This window comes from Perspicuibacillus lycopersici, from assembly GCF_025660475.1.
GTDB lineage: Bacteria > Bacillota > Bacilli > Bacillales > Caldibacillaceae > Perspicuibacillus > Perspicuibacillus lycopersici.
Genome location: NZ_JAOUSF010000003.1, coordinates 219,258 through 237,728 on the forward strand (window position 1 = coordinate 219,258; position 18,471 = coordinate 237,728).

The following is an 18,471-nucleotide window of genomic DNA, read 5'->3' on the forward strand; positions in this document are numbered from 1 at the left end:
ACCCACAAACTTTGTTCTAGAACATTTTCTCTAGACTTTGTATTGTGAGGGTAGACCTCTGCTAATGGGACATCCCCTAGCTAATGTACAAAATTTGTATGGCTTTGATTCTATAAAAACCTTATTCATTTTAACAGATAAAGGATACGCATTACAATGTAATTATACCGTTTTTTCTTAATGCTTCACAATTATCATGATTTCATCGGAAATAGAATGGGCAATTCCATCTAGTATAGCTTCTAAATTTCCGCCAATTTTATACATTTCCTCTTGTGTATCACAATGAAATACAGCGAGACCACTCGGAGCTTTTTTCGGGTTCGTCGTAATAACAGCGAGTATCATTTTTTCGATGCTCATGATATATTACCTCCCTCATGCTTCTTTCGTTTCGTTGGCATCCGAATGGCATTTTCTAATGTAGGGGTGTTTCCAATAATATCAATGGCTTTTTCAATATTTTTTTCTTGTGGTAAAACAAACACCCCGACTCGTCCATCATCTAAATCTCTTTTCGCTAACGGAACAAGTGCTGGTGTTCCTGAATCCCGATACACCCCTAATGCTGTATGAATATCATGGAGTATTGCCTGTCGTTGCCCTAGGTTCGCAATGGTCGAGCGAGAATTAAAATTTTTCGGCTTTAATATAAATCCCATCCCATATTTAAGCACTTCCTCTTGTCGTTGTGGTAATCCAATATTCATAATATAAATATTGTCTACATACAAACCTTCTTTTTTGAAATGTGGCTCTACATATTCTATATCTACAATATCCTTCAGTTTTCCCCCACCCATCAAAAGCTTGGACAAAAACATACACCCAATTGCCACAATGATCCCTACGATAATATGGAATAGTACATATGCTAAAGTTGTTAACATCGAGGTGAAAATAACTAAATAATTTCTACTTTCAAAAGCAATTGCAATACCTTCAATATAGGTATTTCCGCGGGAAACAAGCTCATACTGGTCAAGCTGAGCAAGTGTATTACGTTCCATATTTCTTACTTCTCGAAATTGCGAAGCTGCCACTGTTAAAAATGTTATAGCTGTATATTCCTCTTGTATTAATGCCGGTACTGCAATCGCACCTAATGCAGAGGCAATAAACCCTAGTGCTATATGAATTATTTTCCCATGTAAATAGGTTGGATATTGACGATAGTCCGTTCGCAGCATAAGCATTCTCGAAATAACACCACATACAATGCCAAATAGTATTGGATACACGTAATCACTCATTTATAATGGTTTCTCCCTTTCTAGTTGTGTATTCTTTTGGAAAATTGCTTGTAAGTGCTCTAATCCATACCAAGTAGTAATAAACAAGCAGGTTAGTGCAATTCCATCAAAATAGGCGAACGATCCAATCGGATATTGAATATCGAAAGGTTTCAATAGGTAAGAATAAATGATATCTGCTTGTATTAATCCAATTATTGTCGAAAAAATGCGTTCTTCGTATTTTTTAAAAAGTACTAACGCTAATATCGTAAATAATATGCTTTGCAGCCATGCCAAATCAAAAATAACCCACACCGGATCATATAATGCCATTAACAAAAAACTAGCCCCTGCCAATGTAATCGTAATAATCCGTATCGTCGTATACAATAAAAACCAGAACGTTTTTTTTATGAAATATAAATAGCCGACTACTAATAAAAATATGGCTGCTAATGAAATATGAAAAGAAACAATCGAAATATGGATGTCAGAAAGGATAATGACAATTAATAGTGTAGCTGCAATCTTTAAGCGGTATTTATTCTGTTTATCTAAAATAAAGGTAGAAATAATCCAACCACTCCATGCAATCCAAAAAAAGAGAAAACCTTCCATATACCTACCTCCTATCTTTTCCATTATGAACAAAAATATGTACTTTCAATCCTAGGCAATCTAACAGAAAGAGGAAAAGTATATAGCAACGTAATATAAATTCAAAAAAAAGGATTTGAATCATATAAATGACTCAAATCCTTTTAATAAGGCTGTTATTTATTGAAGAAGGAATGTTGGATGAACTGCTGAGCACACTGAATAGACGAGATTCTCGTAGGAAAACGGAGTGATCCAGTCTGCTACTTAACAGCAACAACCTATACAAAAGAAATAGAAACAATCCTTAAAAAACAATCAATAATAATTGCAATTGATTAATTGATTAATTGATTAATTTTTTAATTTTTTTAATTGATCGCCTAGTACTTCTGCTAAGCTGAATCCTCTTGTTTCTTCTGGTAGTTCATAATCAACTACTTCTTCACTTTCCTCTAATTCTTTCATGGAAAGTGAAATACGTTTTTCTGCTTCATTAACCTCTAATACTTTCACTTGAACTGTTTGACCTTCCTTTAACACTTCATGTGGTGTATTAATATGTTTATTGGAGATTTGCGAAATGTGAACAAGTCCTTCAATTCCAGGTAGAACTTCAACAAATGCACCGAAGGAAACTAAGCGGCGTACTGTTCCTTCCATTACAGCACCAACAGTTAATTTTTCAGAAATATTTGTCCATGGTCCTGGTAGTGTATCTTTTATCGATAAAGATACGCGTTCACTATCCGTATCCACCGATAAAACTTTCACTGTTACTTTATCTCCTACAGCTACTACCTCATTTGGATGATTGACATGTTCATAGGATAATTGGGAAATATGAACAAGACCATCAACCCCACCTAGGTCAACAAAAGCACCAAAATTTGTTACTCGTTGGACTGTTCCTTCTACAATTTGACCAGCTTTTAAGTTGGCAAGAATACCCTTCTTCTTCTTCCCTTTTTCTTCTAACAATACATCTTTATGTGATAAAATTAGGCGATTTTTTTCTTTATCTAATTCCACAATTTTAAATAACAGTTTTTTTCCTTTATAATCAGAAAAATCGTCCACAAAATGATCTTCTACCATTGATGCTGGGACGAATCCACGAACACCAAGATCCACAACAAGACCACCTTTTACTACATCATTTACTTCCGCTTCGATATATTCTCCGCTTTCGAATTTTTCTACTAAGTCATCCCAAGCCTTTAATGCATCTACTCTTCGTTTGGAGAGAATAAGAGCATCGTCCTCAACTTTAATTACTTCTAATGTTAACTCTTCGCCTTCTTTTACTCCATCTTCTGCTTTTTCAATATGTAATGTTGATAATTCACTTATTGGGATGATACCATCCACTTTGCAGTTTGGAATATTGACAATTGCTTGTTTTTCTTCCACCTTTGTAACCTGACCTGTTACTTGATCTCCAACAGAAAAGTTTTGGACATCTATTGCATCTAAATTTTCAGCTACATTTTCATTTACATTTTCCGTCATGCGATATCCTCCTAAACCACTTAAAGTATTGTTATTATTAAAGAGAAAAATTCTTACTCTTTAATTAACTTCTAATAATTAACGTATTTTGTCAATACATTACTTATATTGTATCAAAATTTCTTTAATATGAGTCATAATAAGTTCTGTAACTTCTTCTGCTGAAGCTTTTCTTTCTCGAAGCGGCTGCATATCAATAGGTTTTCCGTAAACTACTTTCACTCTTTTAAATGGCTTGTATGGTCCAACAATGGCGCATGGTACAACATGTGCATCTGTTTTCAGTGCAAAAAAACCTGCACCTGCCATCCCTTTCCCTACTTCACCAGTTTTACTTCTTGTACCTTCCGGAAATAAACCAAGTACTTTTCCTTCTCGTAATGCGGCTAAGCCCATCCGTAATGCTTCCCTATCTCCTTTCCCTCTCTTGACAGGAAATGCCTGTAAATGCTTGACAACATTTCCTAAAATAGGCACTTTAAATAGCTCTTCTTTCGCCATAAAAACAATATGTCTTTTTGTCGTAACACCAACAGCAATCGGATCTAAATTATGAATATGATTGGCACATAAAAGGACGGCGCCATCTTTTGGTACATTTTCTGTTCCAATTGCTTTAAACCGATAAATAGGGGTGAAAATTACATCAACTACTCCCCTTGCAAACCCATAAAAACTCATTCTAACCGACCCTCTCCCAAACTAACTCCATTATCCGTTCTACTACTTGATCAATAGATAATGATGTTGTATCTATTTCTACTGCATCATCCGCTTTTTTTAATGGGGCTATTTCTCGTTCAGAATCCAGCTTGTCTCTTCTTGCAATGTCATCCTTTAATTGTTCTAAATCAGAAGGAATACCTTTTTTCGTATTTTCCTCATGTCTTCTAATCGCTCTTTCATCAACACTAGCAAGTAAAAATACTTTTACTTCTGCATCTGGAAGTACATGTGTACCAATGTCGCGTCCATCCATTACAACGCCTCCATTAGTTGCAAATAATTGTTGTCTCTTCACCATTTCTTTGCGAACTAATTCATGCTTAGATACAGCCGATACGCGAGTAGTAACATCTGGCAATCGGATAGCATCTGTTACTTCCTGATTATCAACAAATACCTTTTGAATATTATTATCCTTGATTAATTCAATTTTTGTATTCATTAATAAGTCGTAAAGTGCTACTTCATCTTCTATATCTACACCTGCTTGTAATGCCTTCCATGTAAGGCTTCTATACATCGCACCAGTATCAATATATAAGTATGCTAGTTTTTGAGCAATAATTTTCGCAACCGTACTTTTTCCTGCTGCAGCTGGTCCATCGATTGCAATGGAAATTCTTTTTTTGTTACTATTCATATTTCTTTCTTTACCTCTCTGTCTGATGTAATTTTTGCTAGTTTTATTTTAACATAAAAGAAAGCAGGATATGTACCTGCTTAAGGAGAATTTATTGTTTCTAATACTTTTGAAAAATTTTCTTCATTAACCCCTTCATATTGGGTTAAATCCTTTAATTCCGGAAAAGTATTCAAATGATGAAAAATAATTTGACATAAAAATAAAAATATTGCCTGAATAACGACAAGTTTTATTATTATTCTTTCGATTCGCTTCATTTTATAACCACCAATAATAGAATGATATTCCTATTATTGTAACGGTCTGATGAAAATATACTAATAACCTAATTCTTTTTGCTTTATTGCCAGCTCGGCTTCATAACAAAATTGAATAATTTGTAATTCCTTTGCATTCGTTTTATCCATAAATTGTACAGAAATAATATTCGATTTATCATCTCGGCTACTTATTCGTACTACTTTGCATATGAATTTCAAATAATGGTACTTTCCAGAAGCTCGCGGTAACACAAACCAGCAAGTTAACGGTTGTCTTTCATAAATTTGCTTCTCTTTTGGAACAATAATCGATGCTCCACCGGCACTAATATCTTCTGTTATCGATTGAAATAACTGCATATCTCCTTCCATCGGATAGATAGCAACATCCACTGCTCGTGCAACTCGAACAAATTCTCTTCTTTGAATTTTCGTAATTTCGGCTGGATCTGGCTTTTTAATCAATAATAATGGAATGCCATCATGGACTCTTCCGGCAACATGTGTGGTGAATTGATAGACGATATCATTTTCTCCAACAAAAGACAAACTTAAAGGGGTACCGTTAATCAGATAGGAGGTTTTATTTGTTTCCATACTAACTGGATAATTAATGTAAATCTCCTGTTCAGTAATATCCATTATTTTACTTTTAAATCGCTCATTTTTTGTACTATTTATTTTTTGAATAGTTAATACGTACCCAATTTTAAACATCATATCCCCCAGCTTTCGCGCACTTCAAATATGTTAGTTGAAGGAAGAATCGAATTTCTATGCTGAAACTTACCTTTGTCTAATTCTAATGTAAAATATTTACGTAAAATATACAATGAATTTAAATAGATTGTTGTTTTAAACTACAAAGAAAAAGGAAAAGCAACTTACGCTTTTCCTCCCACTAGATCTTCATAAATCGGTTCTGCATTTTGTAATTTGATGACCTCTTCTTCATCACCTGTTTCAGCATTGATATAAATTCGATACGTATCGTTTTCCAATGTTCCTAAAAACTCGTGAACAAGTACTTCTTCATTGGAGCGATTGTTAATAATTGCAAGTCCACTTTCCATTATTTTCACATTTTTATTAATTTGTTTTCTCGCTTCGTCCTCTGTTATCTTTGGCTGTGGAATTTCTCGTGTTCGATGGGTTCCTAAATATTCTTCTGCTGAAAATCCGATAATACTACCATCATCAAGGGCTACTTTAATTTTAATTGCCTCTGGGTAAACGCGCACATTATCTATTTTCGAAACGAAGGTAAATACTCCAATATGGTCATATTGAGAGCTTTCAAATAGTTCCATATTTTTGAAATTACGGTTATTTAAGAATTTCAATGCATTGTTACTTGCTTCATTTAAGCTTATATTTTGTTGCTTAATATCACGATTGCTCATAATCCAAATCGGGTAACCACCCTTTTTGGTGATATCCATATTCGTTTCACCATTTTTATCTTGGATGGATACACTGTAAAATTCATAATCAGATCCATCACCATTTTTCACCACTTTCGTTTCTGCACTTTTACCAATTGTTATATATTTCTTCGCTATAGATAATGCTTCTTTTTCGGTTATTTCCTTTCCAGGGAGATTTTTATAGCTAGCTTCCTTTTTTTCCATACTAGTAAAAATCGGACCCATATCATTATCTGAATAACCTTCAACCGTTTTCTCTACTGTTTTAAATCCATCAATAATGGTATTATCGGCAGCTTCCTTGCCAGATGCCAATGCCATTTCTACATCCATCCAGCGTAAATTATTTTTTAATACTAAGTATTGAACTTGCCGTAATTCATCTTGAATATCTGCAGATTGCTGGTAAAGCGATTTTAATGTATTATATTCTTCTTCTGATAATGGCTCCTTATCAAGGTCCCGTACTGCCGCTTCATAGCTAAAGTCACCAATCTTCGATAAAAATTCCTCTGTTTTATTAAAAGGCATTAACGTCAATGGTAATTGCCCTACTTCATTATGTGACTCGGAAGTAATTCTCCATACATCTGCTAATGCAGGAGACAATGATTGCTTCGAATTCATTGCTAGCGTTGTACCAATTTTGTCATGTAGTAAATCAATATTGTAGGTTAAATCATGAAATGCGCGCTGATAATTATTCTCTGCATTAATTAATATCGCATTTTTCTCTTTATGTTCTTGATAAGCCCATACACCTGTACCTATAACGGCAACTGTGAGAGCACCTATTAAAATATTTCGTAACAATGTACTCACCTCTTTTATTTACAGAATATATGCTTCCCAATTTGCTTGATTTGTGGTCGACTCCAAATCCAACCGCTTGTAGCAGTATCAGGATTAAAATAATAAATTGCATTTCCTGTAGGATCCCATCCATTTATTGCATCCAATACTGCCTTTTTCGACGTTTCGTTTGGGGTTAGCCATATTTGTCCATCCGCTACAGCAGTAAATGCACCAGGTTCAAAAATGACTCCGGAAACAGTATCTGGAAATGATGGGCTATCTAAACGATTTAATATAACGGCAGCTACAGCCACTTGCCCAATATAGGACTCTCCTCTTGACTCACCATGAACTGCATTTGCCATTAATTGAATATCATTTTGAGAAAAGCCATTTGGTACATTTGTAGCAGTCGGTTTATTGGCAGTCGCTTGGTTTGTTCCAGCATTAGTACCCGCATTTTGATTATTTGTTCCGGCATTTCCGGTATTTTGCGCGGCTCCGCCAGTATTTCCAGCTGGTTTTTTCACAGGCTGATTTGTAGTTCCTTTTTGCGCAGTGTTATTCTTTTTCGCTGGGGCCGTTTGCTTGTTTAAATCCATTCCACCATAATGGGTAAATTTATTACCTTTGTTAATTTGTTCTTTAACATAGCCTTCATGATATTGTGAAGCTTTAGCCAATTTTAACTTTGTTGGCCAGCCTGCAAGTCCATCAACCTTCAAGCCAAATTCATATTGGAAATTTCGTAATGCCCAATATGTTTGCCATCCGAAAACCCCATCAATTTTTCCATTATAAAAACCTAAATATTGTAATCTTGATTGTAATTCAATAACATCATCACCTACTGCACCTATTTGGATTACTTGATTAGTAAATGCACTCGCTTTTTGGATGCTTTCACCTGATTGTGCGAGTAATAAACAGCAAGCAAAAATTAAAAATACCTTCAGTATCCTTTTGGTTTTCATATATGTCCCTCCATAGCTGTCATTATTCCCTTGCCGTAGTTTTTGTAGGAAATAGATTTTTATACAAAGCTAGGAAAAATTTTGTGGTTTTATGCTGTTTTTTCGATAGCTATCCTTTTTGCTTTTCTTTTATGTATGCATGGAATAAAATGAGCAAAAAAAATACTTCTCACGTAATTCGAAAGAAGTATTTTCGTTATTGTGTAAAAGTATGTGGGTTTGATTGATAAGGATTACTTTGTTGCTTCGCTTTTTTTACTTTTCTTAACGCAAGCCACCATAAAAATATCATAAACGGTATAATAAACTGAAACCAATATCGTTGTGTTAAGATGATTAAATCATAGAATCCATGAAGACAAAATGGGAGTAAAATAGACATTAATATCCATCTGATTGTTGCATTTGGTGGTGAAAATTTCGCTTTTCCCATATAGTAGCCCATCATCACGCCAAATAGTGCATGGCTGGATACCGGGAGAAATGCGCGTCCGATTGCATATTCCAGCCCGTAGCTAAGCAAATAAAGAATATTTTCCAAAGTAGCAAAGCCTAAGGAAATTGCTACACCATAGACGATCCCATCGTAATGTTCATCAAACTCAATATATTTAAAAATTGTATAATACAAAATAAACCATTTAAAAAATTCTTCTAACAAACTGGAAGAAAAAAAGGCTTTAAAAAAATCCGAGTGAAATACTTGCTCCACATCCAAAACATATTGTATAAACATGATAGGAAATACTAATATAGCACCCAATACAAACACTCGAAAAACGTCCTTTAAAGGCTCAGCGTCGTATTCATCTTTTAAATAGAAGTAACTGAGAAGAGCGAAGCCTGGGGCAATGGCGGCGGAAATAATGGAAAACATATTGGACCTCATTTCAAATGATATACATTCATCGTAACATGGATATATAAAATTGAAAACACAAAAAACACAGTAATTTTTGGAGGAATTTACATGAAAAAAATCCTTGTTCTTCATACAGGTGGTACGATTTCTATGGCCGAAGACGCAAAATCCGGCGCCGTATTACCTAGTGAACAAAACCCATTAATTGAAAAGACCAAGGAAATAAATCATTTAGCAGATTTAATTATTGAAGCACCCTTTAACCTTCCTTCCCCTCACATTTCACCGAAGGAAATGTTTCAATTAAAAACGCGAATTGATTACCATATAGCAAACAGTTCAATCGAAGGTGTTGTCATTACCCATGGTACAGACACATTGGAAGAAACAGCCTATTTTTTAGACTTAACAATTCAAACCGATATCCCAATTGTCATTACCGGAGCCATGCGCTCAAGTAATGAAATCGGGGCTGATGGCTTATATAATTTTTTAACTGCACTCCGCACAGCAATACATGATCATGCGAAAGGAAAAGGTGTGCTTGTCGTATTAAATGATGAAATCCATGCTGCGAATAATGTAACAAAGACACATACGAGTAACGTTTCGACTTTTCAAAGTCCGCAATATGGACCGATTGGGATAATTACGAAAAAGGAAATCCTCTTTCATCATCATCCTCAGCTGGAAAAGAAGCTTCCAATACATACATTAAATCATCGTGTGGAATTAATTAAAGCATATGCTGGAATGGATTCGATGCTATTTCAGGCACTTAGTCATGCCAATATCGATGGACTTGTTATCGAAGCTTTAGGACAAGGTAATTTACCACCTGCTTGTATTCCTGGGTTAATGCAACTCCTACAAAAGAATGTCCCGATTGTTCTTGTTTCTCGTTGCTTTAACGGCATTGTGGAGGACGTATATGCCTATGATGGTGGTGGTGCACAGCTGAAAAAAATGGGAATTATATTTTCCAATGGATTAAATGGACAAAAAGCGAGAATCAAGCTTCAATTAGCTTTGGAAACAACAAAAGATTTATCAATAATCAATGAACTATTTCAGTAACAATAAAGGTAGAAAAAGTTCGGGAACTTTTTCTACCTTTATTTCTTTTAAACTAATAGTTTCCTTTTTTTACGATTGCTTCTGCAATTAAATCGCCGTGAAATCTTCCATTCTCAATAAAAATTTCATTGGCATTATTACCGGCTGCAATTACTCCGGCAACAAAAATCCCTGGAATATTTGTTTCCATCGTTTCTGGATCGAAAATGGGACGACCAGACTCCACATCGATACTTACACCCATTTTTTTTAACAAGCTATGATCGGGATGATATCCTGTCATAGCAAATACAAAATCATTTGGAATTTCTTCTCGCTTCCCGTTCACTTCGTAAATAACACTCGACTCCGTAATTGCTTTTATATGTGCATTAAAAATCATCGCTATCAATCCATTTCGCACTAACGATTCAAATTCCGGTAGCACCCATGGTTTTATATGGTCAGAATACTGTGTACCACGATAAAGTACCGTCACACGGGCACCTGCTTTATTCAATTCGAGCGCCGCATCGACACTAGAGTTTTTTCCACCGATTACGACAACATCCATGTCATAATACGGATGTGCTTCTTTAAAATAATGAGATACTTTCGGTAAATCTTCTCCAGGTATGTTCATATAATTAGGATGATCATAATATCCTGTAGCAATAATCACATGCTTAGCCTGATACTCCTCTTTTGTCGTTCCAACAATAAAAGAATCGTCATCCGCTTTTTTTACAAACAATACTTGTTCATATGCATTTATACGAAGATTTTTCCTTTTCGCTACATCTCGATAGTACGTTAATGCTTGATTCCTTTTTGGTTTTCGATTTTCTGTTATAAAAGGAACATTTCCAATTTCTAATTTTTCGCTAGAGCTAAAAAAGGTTTGATGTGTTGGAAAGTTATATAATGCATTCGCAACATTCCCTTTTTCCATAATTAATGCGTTTATTCCATGATTTTGTAGTGCAATCGCTGCGGCTAAACCGCAAGGACCCCCTCCAACAATAATGCTTTCTTCAAAATGCAAAATATAAAACCTCCTTATAAAGAAGAAAAATAATTATGATTAGCACTCCAAAAGATTTCGAGTAGCAATTTGGTAAGAAGATGATTGGAATGTAAACCAGTAGAAATAATGCTGCCTCGAACTTACATCTCAAGAATTGTTCATACTTTATTCTTCATATAAAAAATATCTCCTATCCATTAATGATAGGAGATATTTTTTAAACTTTCAATGAAGAAATAGAATAATTCCGGAAAACATTAGACCCAGCCTCTGAATTGTGATGCTTCAGCCATTTTTCGAACACCAACCATATATGCAGCTAAACGCATATCTACTCGTCTAGTCTTAGCCGTTGTATAAACATTATCAAATGCTTGCACCATTATTTTCTCTAATCTTTCTTCTACTTCTTCTTCTGTCCAATAATATCCTTGGTTGTTTTGAACCCATTCAAAATACGAAACAGTTACACCACCTGCAGATGCTAATACATCTGGAACTAACAATATCCCACGTTCTGTTAAAATTTTTGTTGCTTCTAACGTTGTCGGACCATTTGCTGCCTCAACTACTATTTTCGCCTTAATATTGTGAGCGTTTTCTTCCGTAATTTGGTTTTCAATTGCTGCGGGAACAAGAATATCGCAATCTAATTCCAGTAAATCTTTATTTGAAATTGCATTATTGAACAAGTTTGTTACCGTTCCAAAACTATCGCGACGGTCTAGTAAATAATCGATATCTAGACCATCAGGGTCATGCAGTGCACCATAGGCATCTGAAATCCCAATAACCTTCGCACCTTCGTCATGCATAAATTTTGCAAGAAAACCACCAGCATTACCAAAACCTTGCACAACTACACGTGCTCCTTCTAATTTAATACCGCTTCTTTTCGCTGCTTCATGTATACAAATAGTAACTCCTTTAGCGGTTGCAGAATCTCTACCGTGAGACCCCCCAAGCACAATCGGTTTCCCAGTGATAAACCCAGGTGAATTAAATTCATCTATTCTACTATATTCATCCATCATCCATGCCATAATTTGCGAGTTAGTAAACACATCTGGCGCTGGAATGTCCTTCGTCGGACCAACAATTTGACTTATTGCACGCACGTATCCACGACTAAGTGCTTCTAGCTCTCTAAATGACATTGTTCGAGGGTCACAGACAATACCGCCTTTCCCTCCACCATAAGGTAAATTGACAATTCCACATTTTAGACTCATCCAAATCGATAATGCCTTTACTTCTCTTTCAGAGACATTTGGATGAAAGCGGATACCACCTTTCGTAGGGCCGACCGCGTCATTATGCTGCGCCCGATAACCTGTAAACACCTTTGTCTTGCCATCGTCCATGCGAACTGGTATTTTTACAGTCATCATTCGGAGAGGTTCTTTTAACAGCTCGTAAACTTCTTCAGAGTATCCAAGTTTGTCCAGTGCTTGACGAATAATGGTTTGAGTGGATTTTAATACGTCATGTTTATCTTCATTATTTATGCTTTCTGTACCCTTATGGGCGACCATTTGAAGACCTCCTAATATTCACTATAAACAAACAGCATTTCTCATGATTAGTATACACTGAATCATATATATTGCAATATAAAAATATTAGATTTTTCAAATTGCATAAACAATTTTGTACTTCCTTATTTCCTTCCTTATTATTTATTTTTTCATATTGATATAGCCTTTATCCGCGCTTATTGAGTATTCCTTTTCCACGAATGAAATATTAGCTTCTGTACTAAAGTTAGTATTGTGGCTCTATTTGTTAAAGGAAAAAATGAGCTTCAAAACTTGCGAAGCTCATCCATTAAAGTAATGGTTTAATTGTTGGATTGCGTTTTCTGAAATAATGATTTTTCCGTATTCTTGAACGAACGGAAAGCCAATGGTAGCAGGGTCCCCATATTCTGAAGCGAGCGAGGAAATATTTGATAGAAGCGATTCGTTCGCAATATATAAAAACAAATAATACTTCTCATTATAGGAAAGTAATTGTCCTCCTTGAAACTTTGGATAAATCCGAATGCTAAATTGAATGACATCCTCTATTTCTTCAAATATATAAAATAAACTGTTCGATGCTGAAAGTGCATCTTCCCATTCCATTTCTCTTGTATCATCAACCAAATCAAAAAAATCATCGTTTTCAATTAATGTGATTACTAATACCATTCCTTGCGAATGAAAAGAAAAAATGTCTATTAGCACTGTATCCTCTAAAAGAATCTCATATTCTTTACTCGCGACATTGATAATATTGATAAATAATTGATTCCATTTCGATGGATCCTTGCCGACATCCTCCTCAGAGAATCCGTGGTCGGCTAATTCTTCATATGTTAGAGTAATTTTTATTTGATTTCCGCCAACTCGTTCCAACCGCATACGTTCGGCCTCCTGACTATACCTCTATACTGCATCGTATGAATTTTTTTTCGTTTTGTTCATTCCAACCATTTGAAATTCCGTTTGTGTTTTTAGCATAGTACAGGCAAGATATCCATAAAAATGAAATGACGTATAAAAAACTGCAAAGGAGGAACAAAGGTGCCTACTCCCCATAAAGTTTACTATCCATTTATAAGCCCTTTTGATCCATGCAAGCCAATCGTAGCAAAAACCTATTCCACACCACCACATTTATATATGCAAATGCAGCCACCTAACCTTGCCCAATTTACTCCTCATGAAGCTTTACGTGCTGGAACGCTATGGAAAGTTTTGTATGATCCGTATTTTGGTCCTTACGAGAAGTTAAGGAAGGAGGATAGCTCTCATGACTAAACAAGTACCTCCCGAATATTATCAATTACTCGAAGAACTGCAAGCAGTAGACTTTGTATTAGTAGAGTTAACCTTATATTTAGATACCCACCCGAATGATCAGGATGCAATTCAACAATTCAACTATTTCGCTAAGGAAAGTAAAAGGATTCGAAAAGTTTTCGAAAAGCAGTTTGGTCCATTGCTTCAATTCGGCCACAGCTATTCTGCTTATCCTTGGAATTGGGCAGATAGTCCATGGCCATGGCAAGTATAACTATCATGTAGGGAGGGATCAATATGTGGATATATGAAAAAAAATTACAATACCCTGTTAGAGTAAGTACTTGTAATCCAATGCTCGCAAAATTTTTAGTGGAACAATATGGTGGGGCCGATGGGGAACTATCTGCAGCACTACGTTATCTCAATCAGCGCTACACCATTCCTGATAAAGTAATCGGTTTACTTACAGATATCGGAACCGAAGAATTCGCTCATTTAGAGATGATTGCGACAATGGTATATAAATTAACAAAAGATGCCACACCTGAACAGTTAATCGCTGCAGGTCTTGGTCCGCATTACGCGAACAATGATAAAGCATTAATGTATACTAATGCAGAAGGTGTACCATGGACAGCCAGCTATATTCAGGCTAAAGGTGATCCTATCGCAGATATTTATGAGGATATTGCCGCAGAAGAAAAGGCAAGAGCAACATACCAATGGATTATTAATATGAGTGATGATCCGGATTTAAATGATGGACTTCGATTTTTACGTGAACGAGAAATCGTCCATTCCCAACGCTTCCGAGAAGCAGCACAAATATTAATAGATGAACGAGGAAAGAAAAAAATATTTTGATTTTCGAAAGAGAAGCTGTTCCAAAAGTACTGTACTTTTGAGACAGCTTTTATTTATTTTCATGGTATAAGTTTATATCATAGGTCACTTTCATTACCTCGAATACTTGATGACGATTCGCCCATGCTTCAGGTGATTTCCATAAATCCTTACTTTTATCAATGATTTCACATCTCAATGCATGGTATTCCCCTTCGTATTTATCTACTTTCTTTTTCAATACATTCATAAGCCCGAATAGGCCAATAGTAAAAACCAATAAGTATGCGTTCGCTTCCATATTTAAAAATGCGGAAAACATTTCAGCAAAGGAATAGGAATAAACAGAAAAAACATTTTGGTATAGGAATAATAAGTAACAGAACGTTACACTGACAGTTGACCACATAACGAGTAAATGGAGTTGTTTATAGTTATCAAATTTCTGTTTCTTTTTTACGACTCCTTGAAGCATTTCTTTCGTTGCTGTATCTGTCCAATTCTCTAAATTTTTTATGACCTCGTCCATTTTCTCACCCCAAATCTTTATGTATTCCACCAGTCTAGTAAGCACTTGTTGATTGATAGTATTCTTTAGGAAAACAACTAGCTTTAATAAAAAATATGGTCAAGCTATCCTGTTTATGCATAAAAAAACTTAGTCTATATAAATAAACTAAGTACATACACAGCTATTCGTATGGATCTTCGATTTCCACTTGATCAAAGCCTGTGTTATCGTCGGCTTCGATATGAACAGGTGTGGAGTCATTTTTTATTACTTGAAAATAGTAATAAGCTCCGATTACAAACGGGAGAAGTAAAAATATAAATGCTAGTATTTTGATAATTGGATACTTTACTTTTTGCTGTTCTTCTGCTTGCTTTTCTTGTGAATCCTTTTCTTTTGCTTTTGCTTTTTTACGACGATGGTACTCACTTCTAGGCGGTAGATGTGAGGCTGAAAATTCCTCGGAGCCTGTTTTGGAATCAGTTTCAGCTGTTTCCTTTTCTTCTGTATACCCGTGATGCATGTTTCTCCTCTCCCCTCATGGTCTTCATAGTTATAAAGGAAATCCTGAGGATAGGAAAACCTATAACTATTAGTCCAAACTTATCGCAAATATTTCCTGCAATCGTTCTTGCCAATTCAATTTTAGACGTTCCTTTTTTATCGAGTGAACCTTTTGATAAATTTCCATTGTAATTCCACAATGGTCACAGCAATTTAAAACATCTATGTTTTTTTCTTCATTAAAATAATGCAGCATATTTTCTCTACGACAACCTGAACTTATTATCCACTGATTCATTTCTTGTAGCTTTATTTGTTTCCACTGTTTTCGTTTTTCAATGAAATGCTGTATCGAGGTTTTAAAGGTATTTTCGTCACGACTGCTCAAATAAAACTTTCGCAATAGTCGCCATTGCACTTCACTAAAACCATCCAATGGTTGCTGCAAAAAAGTATCCATAGATGATTGCTCCTTATTATTTATAGTTACTTTCGCTTGCAGCATATACTGCCCGAAATATTCTATTTGCAATGAATTTGGAAGCTCGCCTTCCATTAATTGCATTTGTAAATGAATGTCATCCGGACTATAAAGTAAAATTGCGATACTTTTTTCCCCATCACGACCTGCTCTTCCTATTTCTTGGAGATAGGATTCAATATCTACTGGTGGGTGAAAATGTATGACGAAACGAACATTTTCTTTATTTATTCCCATTCCAAATGCACTTGTTGCACACATAATATCCAATTCATTAAATAAAAATTGCTGCTGTAATAATATTCGCTGCTCCATATCGAGACCTGCATGATAGGCACCAACATTGTATGAAGTAGCTTCGTTTAATAATTTTGCCCATTCATCTGCTAATTTTTTGCTTGAAAAATATATAATACCGGGTCCTTGTAACTGCTTTACCAATGATAATAAAGTCGTACGTTTTTCCTCATAGCCATTTACTCTTTGCACCATATAAGCAATGTTTGGACGATCGGAGGAAAATATTATTTCATTAACCATTTCTAATTTTAAAAATCTCTTAATATCATCCCGAACCTCTTGGCGAGCGGTTGCCGTTAATGCTAACGTAACGGGAGAGCCAAGCTGTTTCCGAACAGTACCAATTTCTAAGTAATCTGGGCGAAAATCATAACCCCATTGGGAAATACAATGTGCCTCATCTACAACAAGCAATGAGATAGTAAGCGATTGAAGGATTTTTTTGATTCCTTCATTGTGGAGCATTTCAGGTGAAATATAAATAAATTTATAATATCGAATGTTTCGTAAAACTTGTTTTTTTTCTTCGAAGGATAGAAAGGAATTAATGGCGACTACTCGCTTTTCCCCTTTTGCCCTTAATTGTTCCACTTGATCCTGCATTAACGATAGAAGTGGGGAAATGATTAGTACACATCCATCAACAAGATATCCTGGTAATTGATAACAAAGTGATTTTCCAGTACCTGTAGGAAGTAATGCTATTGTGTCCGTACCGTTTAATACGGATTCAATTATTTCTCTTTGCCCATTACGGAATTGTGTATAGGAAAATTTCTCATATAATATTTTTTCTAAATTCATAAAACAACCACCATCAATACTATGTCTGTTTATTTGATTCTGACCATTTCGATAATACTAATCGAATCATAAAATAATCTGCTTCTTGGACATGTTCCTTAATAGTTCTCAGCTTTCTTGTCGATTGGCTTTGTGCTGCGACAATAATTTTTTCTTGAAGCTTTGGTGGAACATATCCTTCTATTGAAAAATCTGGATCTATTAAGGCAATTTCAATGAGATGATCTTCAATCGTATTCTTTTTCAGCCGCCGAATATGAGCAATTTCCTTTAAGCTCTTTCCCTGCTGTAAAAGCTGATAGGTAGCTTGTGTAGATTGTGTTAATACTACCCTTTGCTTTAAATCTTCGAGCAGCTTCCATAATAAAGAATACCTTTCTCTATTGTGCGAAATCGTATTTATTAAGTAATGGAGTATACTACGGAAGCAAATTGCATAATATTCCTCATCCATATTTAAAGTATTTGCCAGCTGTCCGGAGGTCATCCCTGTTTTTTGATAGCTTGACAATCGATAAATAAGTAGGGTGGGGCTAATAGTCTGACTAGTTTTATCTAATTCCGATAAAATGGACTGCAGCTCCCCATACAGTTTTTTTGTTAGCGCTTGTTTATCATACTTGTTTTTCATTACATAAAGCCAATTTTTTACCCAGCTTTGCGTTTCATAGCTTCGTTGTACTGGATAGAAGCTAGCATTGTTCCGATTCCAATAGGATATCGTTTGAATTAACAAACTTAACCTTTTCCAGAAGATCTCATCAAGTTGTTGATATTTCCAGCCATTAAAATATTTCGGAAATGGTGATTTAGATATTAAAAAACCGAGTTTTTCTTTCCCTTTATCTGTAATATTATTTGTATCGTCTTGATTGCAAATATAGTTTTCCTCTAATAAAAATTTTATCATGTTATCAAATGCTTGCTTCGATAATTGTGGGATTGCATGATAGTATTGTCGTAATTGATACCAGCCTGCATCTTGAATCGTCTGCGAGGACTTTTTTCCCGTTAATAAATAGTAAACGGCATTTGTCGAACGTTCCCCATTAAAACGCTCGATACATAATAAGCTTAAGGCAATTGTATAGTTCATTTTGATCACCATTTATATTTTATCATGTT

General features: G+C 35.2%; 22 protein-coding genes. 4 read left to right on the top strand and 18 right to left on the bottom strand.

Going from position 1 to position 18,471, the window contains the following annotated elements:
• Nucleotides 1-177: 177 nt before the first annotated feature.
• The 11 genes from OEV98_RS09100 to prsW all read right to left on the bottom strand — a co-directional run bounded on the left by OEV98_RS09100 (nucleotide 178) and on the right by prsW (nucleotide 9,046).
• Nucleotides 178-363 (bottom strand): capping complex subunit for YIEGIA, encoded by a 186-nt coding sequence (locus tag OEV98_RS09100; protein WP_263072955.1) that lies wholly within the window; start codon nucleotides 361-363, stop codon nucleotides 178-180.
• Nucleotides 360-1,253, bottom strand: coding sequence for a YIEGIA family protein (locus OEV98_RS09105; RefSeq protein ID WP_263072956.1), 894 nt, complete (start codon nucleotides 1,251-1,253; stop codon nucleotides 360-362). Before OEV98_RS09105 ends, OEV98_RS09100 begins: the two co-directional genes overlap by 4 nt.
• Entirely contained in the window at nucleotides 1,254-1,853 is a 600-nt protein-coding gene (locus tag OEV98_RS09110; protein WP_263072957.1) for a YphA family membrane protein, read from the bottom strand.
• A gap of 333 nt (nucleotides 1,854-2,186) precedes the next feature.
• Nucleotides 2,187-3,344 carry a 30S ribosomal protein S1 gene (gene rpsA / locus OEV98_RS09115; protein ID WP_263072958.1) on the bottom strand — a complete coding sequence of 386 codons (1,158 nt, stop codon included), beginning with the start codon at nucleotides 3,342-3,344 and terminating at the stop codon, nucleotides 2,187-2,189.
• Between the two features lie 99 nt (nucleotides 3,345-3,443).
• Nucleotides 3,444-4,025: a lysophospholipid acyltransferase family protein gene (locus OEV98_RS09120; protein ID WP_263072959.1), complete on the bottom strand. Its 582-nt coding sequence runs from the start codon at nucleotides 4,023-4,025 to the stop codon at nucleotides 3,444-3,446.
• A gap of 1 nt (nucleotide 4,026) precedes the next feature.
• Nucleotides 4,027-4,710: a (d)CMP kinase gene (cmk, locus tag OEV98_RS09125; protein WP_263072960.1), complete on the bottom strand. Its 684-nt coding sequence runs from the start codon at nucleotides 4,708-4,710 to the stop codon at nucleotides 4,027-4,029.
• 80 nt (nucleotides 4,711-4,790) lie between these two features.
• The gene (locus OEV98_RS09130) at nucleotides 4,791-4,970 is read right to left on the bottom strand and encodes a YpfB family protein (protein ID WP_263072961.1); all 180 of its coding nucleotides are present in this window, start codon (nucleotides 4,968-4,970) and stop codon (nucleotides 4,791-4,793) included.
• A gap of 60 nt (nucleotides 4,971-5,030) precedes the next feature.
• Nucleotides 5,031-5,690: a flagellar brake protein gene (locus tag OEV98_RS09135; protein ID WP_263072962.1), complete on the bottom strand. Its 660-nt coding sequence runs from the start codon at nucleotides 5,688-5,690 to the stop codon at nucleotides 5,031-5,033.
• 167 nt (nucleotides 5,691-5,857) lie between these two features.
• The gene (gene ypeB / locus OEV98_RS09140) at nucleotides 5,858-7,213 is read right to left on the bottom strand and encodes a germination protein YpeB (RefSeq protein WP_263072963.1); all 1,356 of its coding nucleotides are present in this window, start codon (nucleotides 7,211-7,213) and stop codon (nucleotides 5,858-5,860) included.
• 14 nt (nucleotides 7,214-7,227) lie between these two features.
• A complete protein-coding gene (gene sleB, locus OEV98_RS09145) occupies nucleotides 7,228-8,169 on the bottom strand; it encodes a spore cortex-lytic enzyme (RefSeq protein ID WP_263072964.1) in 942 nt (313 codons plus the stop codon).
• A gap of 196 nt (nucleotides 8,170-8,365) precedes the next feature.
• Nucleotides 8,366-9,046, bottom strand: a complete 681-nt coding sequence (prsW, locus tag OEV98_RS09150) for a glutamic-type intramembrane protease PrsW (RefSeq protein ID WP_263072965.1) — start codon at nucleotides 9,044-9,046, stop codon at nucleotides 8,366-8,368.
• 93 nt (nucleotides 9,047-9,139) lie between these two features.
• On the opposite strand from prsW, the gene OEV98_RS09155 reads away from it, so the two are divergent.
• Nucleotides 9,140-10,108, top strand: coding sequence for an asparaginase (locus OEV98_RS09155; protein ID WP_263072966.1), 969 nt, complete (start codon nucleotides 9,140-9,142; stop codon nucleotides 10,106-10,108).
• Nucleotides 10,109-10,160: 52 nt separating this feature from the next.
• Here the strand turns inward: OEV98_RS09155 and OEV98_RS09160 are convergent, their stop codons facing one another.
• The 3 genes from OEV98_RS09160 to OEV98_RS09170 all read right to left on the bottom strand — a co-directional run bounded on the left by OEV98_RS09160 (nucleotide 10,161) and on the right by OEV98_RS09170 (nucleotide 13,519).
• Nucleotides 10,161-11,132, bottom strand: a complete 972-nt coding sequence (locus tag OEV98_RS09160; RefSeq protein WP_263072967.1) for a YpdA family putative bacillithiol disulfide reductase — start codon at nucleotides 11,130-11,132, stop codon at nucleotides 10,161-10,163.
• A gap of 239 nt (nucleotides 11,133-11,371) precedes the next feature.
• Nucleotides 11,372-12,649 carry a Glu/Leu/Phe/Val family dehydrogenase gene (locus OEV98_RS09165; protein ID WP_263072969.1) on the bottom strand — a complete coding sequence of 426 codons (1,278 nt, stop codon included), beginning with the start codon at nucleotides 12,647-12,649 and terminating at the stop codon, nucleotides 11,372-11,374.
• 285 nt (nucleotides 12,650-12,934) lie between these two features.
• Entirely contained in the window at nucleotides 12,935-13,519 is a 585-nt protein-coding gene (locus tag OEV98_RS09170; RefSeq protein ID WP_263072970.1) for an adaptor protein MecA, read from the bottom strand.
• 162 nt (nucleotides 13,520-13,681) lie between these two features.
• Between OEV98_RS09170 and OEV98_RS09175 the strand changes: the two genes are divergently transcribed.
• Genes OEV98_RS09175 through OEV98_RS09185 form a run of 3 tightly spaced genes read left to right on the top strand, consistent with a single transcriptional unit; the run spans nucleotide 13,682 to nucleotide 14,767 of the window.
• Nucleotides 13,682-13,918, top strand: a complete 237-nt coding sequence (locus OEV98_RS09175; RefSeq protein WP_263072971.1) for a spore coat associated protein CotJA — start codon at nucleotides 13,682-13,684, stop codon at nucleotides 13,916-13,918.
• Nucleotides 13,911-14,174, top strand: coding sequence for a spore coat protein CotJB (locus tag OEV98_RS09180; protein WP_263072972.1), 264 nt, complete (start codon nucleotides 13,911-13,913; stop codon nucleotides 14,172-14,174). Before OEV98_RS09175 ends, OEV98_RS09180 begins: the two co-directional genes overlap by 8 nt.
• A gap of 23 nt (nucleotides 14,175-14,197) precedes the next feature.
• Entirely contained in the window at nucleotides 14,198-14,767 is a 570-nt protein-coding gene (locus OEV98_RS09185) for a manganese catalase family protein (protein WP_263072973.1), read from the top strand.
• Nucleotides 14,768-14,816: 49 nt separating this feature from the next.
• Here the strand turns inward: OEV98_RS09185 and OEV98_RS09190 are convergent, their stop codons facing one another.
• From OEV98_RS09190 to OEV98_RS09205, 4 genes are all read right to left on the bottom strand, one after another.
• The gene (locus OEV98_RS09190; RefSeq protein WP_263072974.1) at nucleotides 14,817-15,275 is read right to left on the bottom strand and encodes a YpbF family protein; all 459 of its coding nucleotides are present in this window, start codon (nucleotides 15,273-15,275) and stop codon (nucleotides 14,817-14,819) included.
• A gap of 163 nt (nucleotides 15,276-15,438) precedes the next feature.
• Entirely contained in the window at nucleotides 15,439-15,780 is a 342-nt protein-coding gene (locus OEV98_RS09195; RefSeq protein ID WP_263072975.1) for a hypothetical protein, read from the bottom strand.
• Nucleotides 15,781-15,849: 69 nt separating this feature from the next.
• Complete coding sequence (locus tag OEV98_RS09200) at nucleotides 15,850-17,346, bottom strand: RecQ family ATP-dependent DNA helicase (RefSeq protein WP_263072976.1); 1,497 nt, start codon at nucleotides 17,344-17,346, stop codon at nucleotides 15,850-15,852.
• 19 nt (nucleotides 17,347-17,365) lie between these two features.
• A complete protein-coding gene (locus OEV98_RS09205) occupies nucleotides 17,366-18,442 on the bottom strand; it encodes a helix-turn-helix domain-containing protein (protein WP_263072977.1) in 1,077 nt (358 codons plus the stop codon).
• Nucleotides 18,443-18,471: the final 29 nt, after the last annotated feature.

What these genes read in the sequence shown, in the direction of transcription:
- OEV98_RS09100 (WP_263072955.1), bottom strand. Translation starts at nt 363, where the DNA reads ATGAGCATCGAAAAAATGATACTCGCTGTTATTACGACGAACCCGAAA.
- OEV98_RS09105 (WP_263072956.1), bottom strand. Translation starts at nt 1,253, where the DNA reads ATGAGTGATTACGTGTATCCAATACTATTTGGCATTGTATGTGGTGTT.
- OEV98_RS09110 (WP_263072957.1), bottom strand. Translation starts at nt 1,853, where the DNA reads ATGGAAGGTTTTCTCTTTTTTTGGATTGCATGGAGTGGTTGGATTATT.
- rpsA (WP_263072958.1), bottom strand. Translation starts at nt 3,344, where the DNA reads ATGACGGAAAATGTAAATGAAAATGTAGCTGAAAATTTAGATGCAATA.
- OEV98_RS09120 (WP_263072959.1), bottom strand. Translation starts at nt 4,025, where the DNA reads ATGAGTTTTTATGGGTTTGCAAGGGGAGTAGTTGATGTAATTTTCACC.
- cmk (WP_263072960.1), bottom strand. Translation starts at nt 4,710, where the DNA reads ATGAATAGTAACAAAAAAAGAATTTCCATTGCAATCGATGGACCAGCT.
- OEV98_RS09130 (WP_263072961.1), bottom strand. Translation starts at nt 4,970, where the DNA reads ATGAAGCGAATCGAAAGAATAATAATAAAACTTGTCGTTATTCAGGCA.
- OEV98_RS09135 (WP_263072962.1), bottom strand. Translation starts at nt 5,690, where the DNA reads ATGTTTAAAATTGGGTACGTATTAACTATTCAAAAAATAAATAGTACA.
- sleB (WP_263072964.1), bottom strand. Translation starts at nt 8,169, where the DNA reads ATGAAAACCAAAAGGATACTGAAGGTATTTTTAATTTTTGCTTGCTGT.
- prsW (WP_263072965.1), bottom strand. Translation starts at nt 9,046, where the DNA reads ATGTTTTCCATTATTTCCGCCGCCATTGCCCCAGGCTTCGCTCTTCTC.
- OEV98_RS09155 (WP_263072966.1), top strand. Translation starts at nt 9,140, where the DNA reads ATGAAAAAAATCCTTGTTCTTCATACAGGTGGTACGATTTCTATGGCC.
- OEV98_RS09165 (WP_263072969.1), bottom strand. Translation starts at nt 12,649, where the DNA reads ATGGTCGCCCATAAGGGTACAGAAAGCATAAATAATGAAGATAAACAT.
- OEV98_RS09170 (WP_263072970.1), bottom strand. Translation starts at nt 13,519, where the DNA reads ATGCGGTTGGAACGAGTTGGCGGAAATCAAATAAAAATTACTCTAACA.
- OEV98_RS09180 (WP_263072972.1), top strand. Translation starts at nt 13,911, where the DNA reads ATGACTAAACAAGTACCTCCCGAATATTATCAATTACTCGAAGAACTG.
- OEV98_RS09185 (WP_263072973.1), top strand. Translation starts at nt 14,198, where the DNA reads ATGTGGATATATGAAAAAAAATTACAATACCCTGTTAGAGTAAGTACT.
- OEV98_RS09190 (WP_263072974.1), bottom strand. Translation starts at nt 15,275, where the DNA reads ATGGACGAGGTCATAAAAAATTTAGAGAATTGGACAGATACAGCAACG.
- OEV98_RS09195 (WP_263072975.1), bottom strand. Translation starts at nt 15,780, where the DNA reads ATGCATCACGGGTATACAGAAGAAAAGGAAACAGCTGAAACTGATTCC.
- OEV98_RS09200 (WP_263072976.1), bottom strand. Translation starts at nt 17,346, where the DNA reads ATGAATTTAGAAAAAATATTATATGAGAAATTTTCCTATACACAATTC.
- OEV98_RS09205 (WP_263072977.1), bottom strand. Translation starts at nt 18,442, where the DNA reads ATGAACTATACAATTGCCTTAAGCTTATTATGTATCGAGCGTTTTAAT.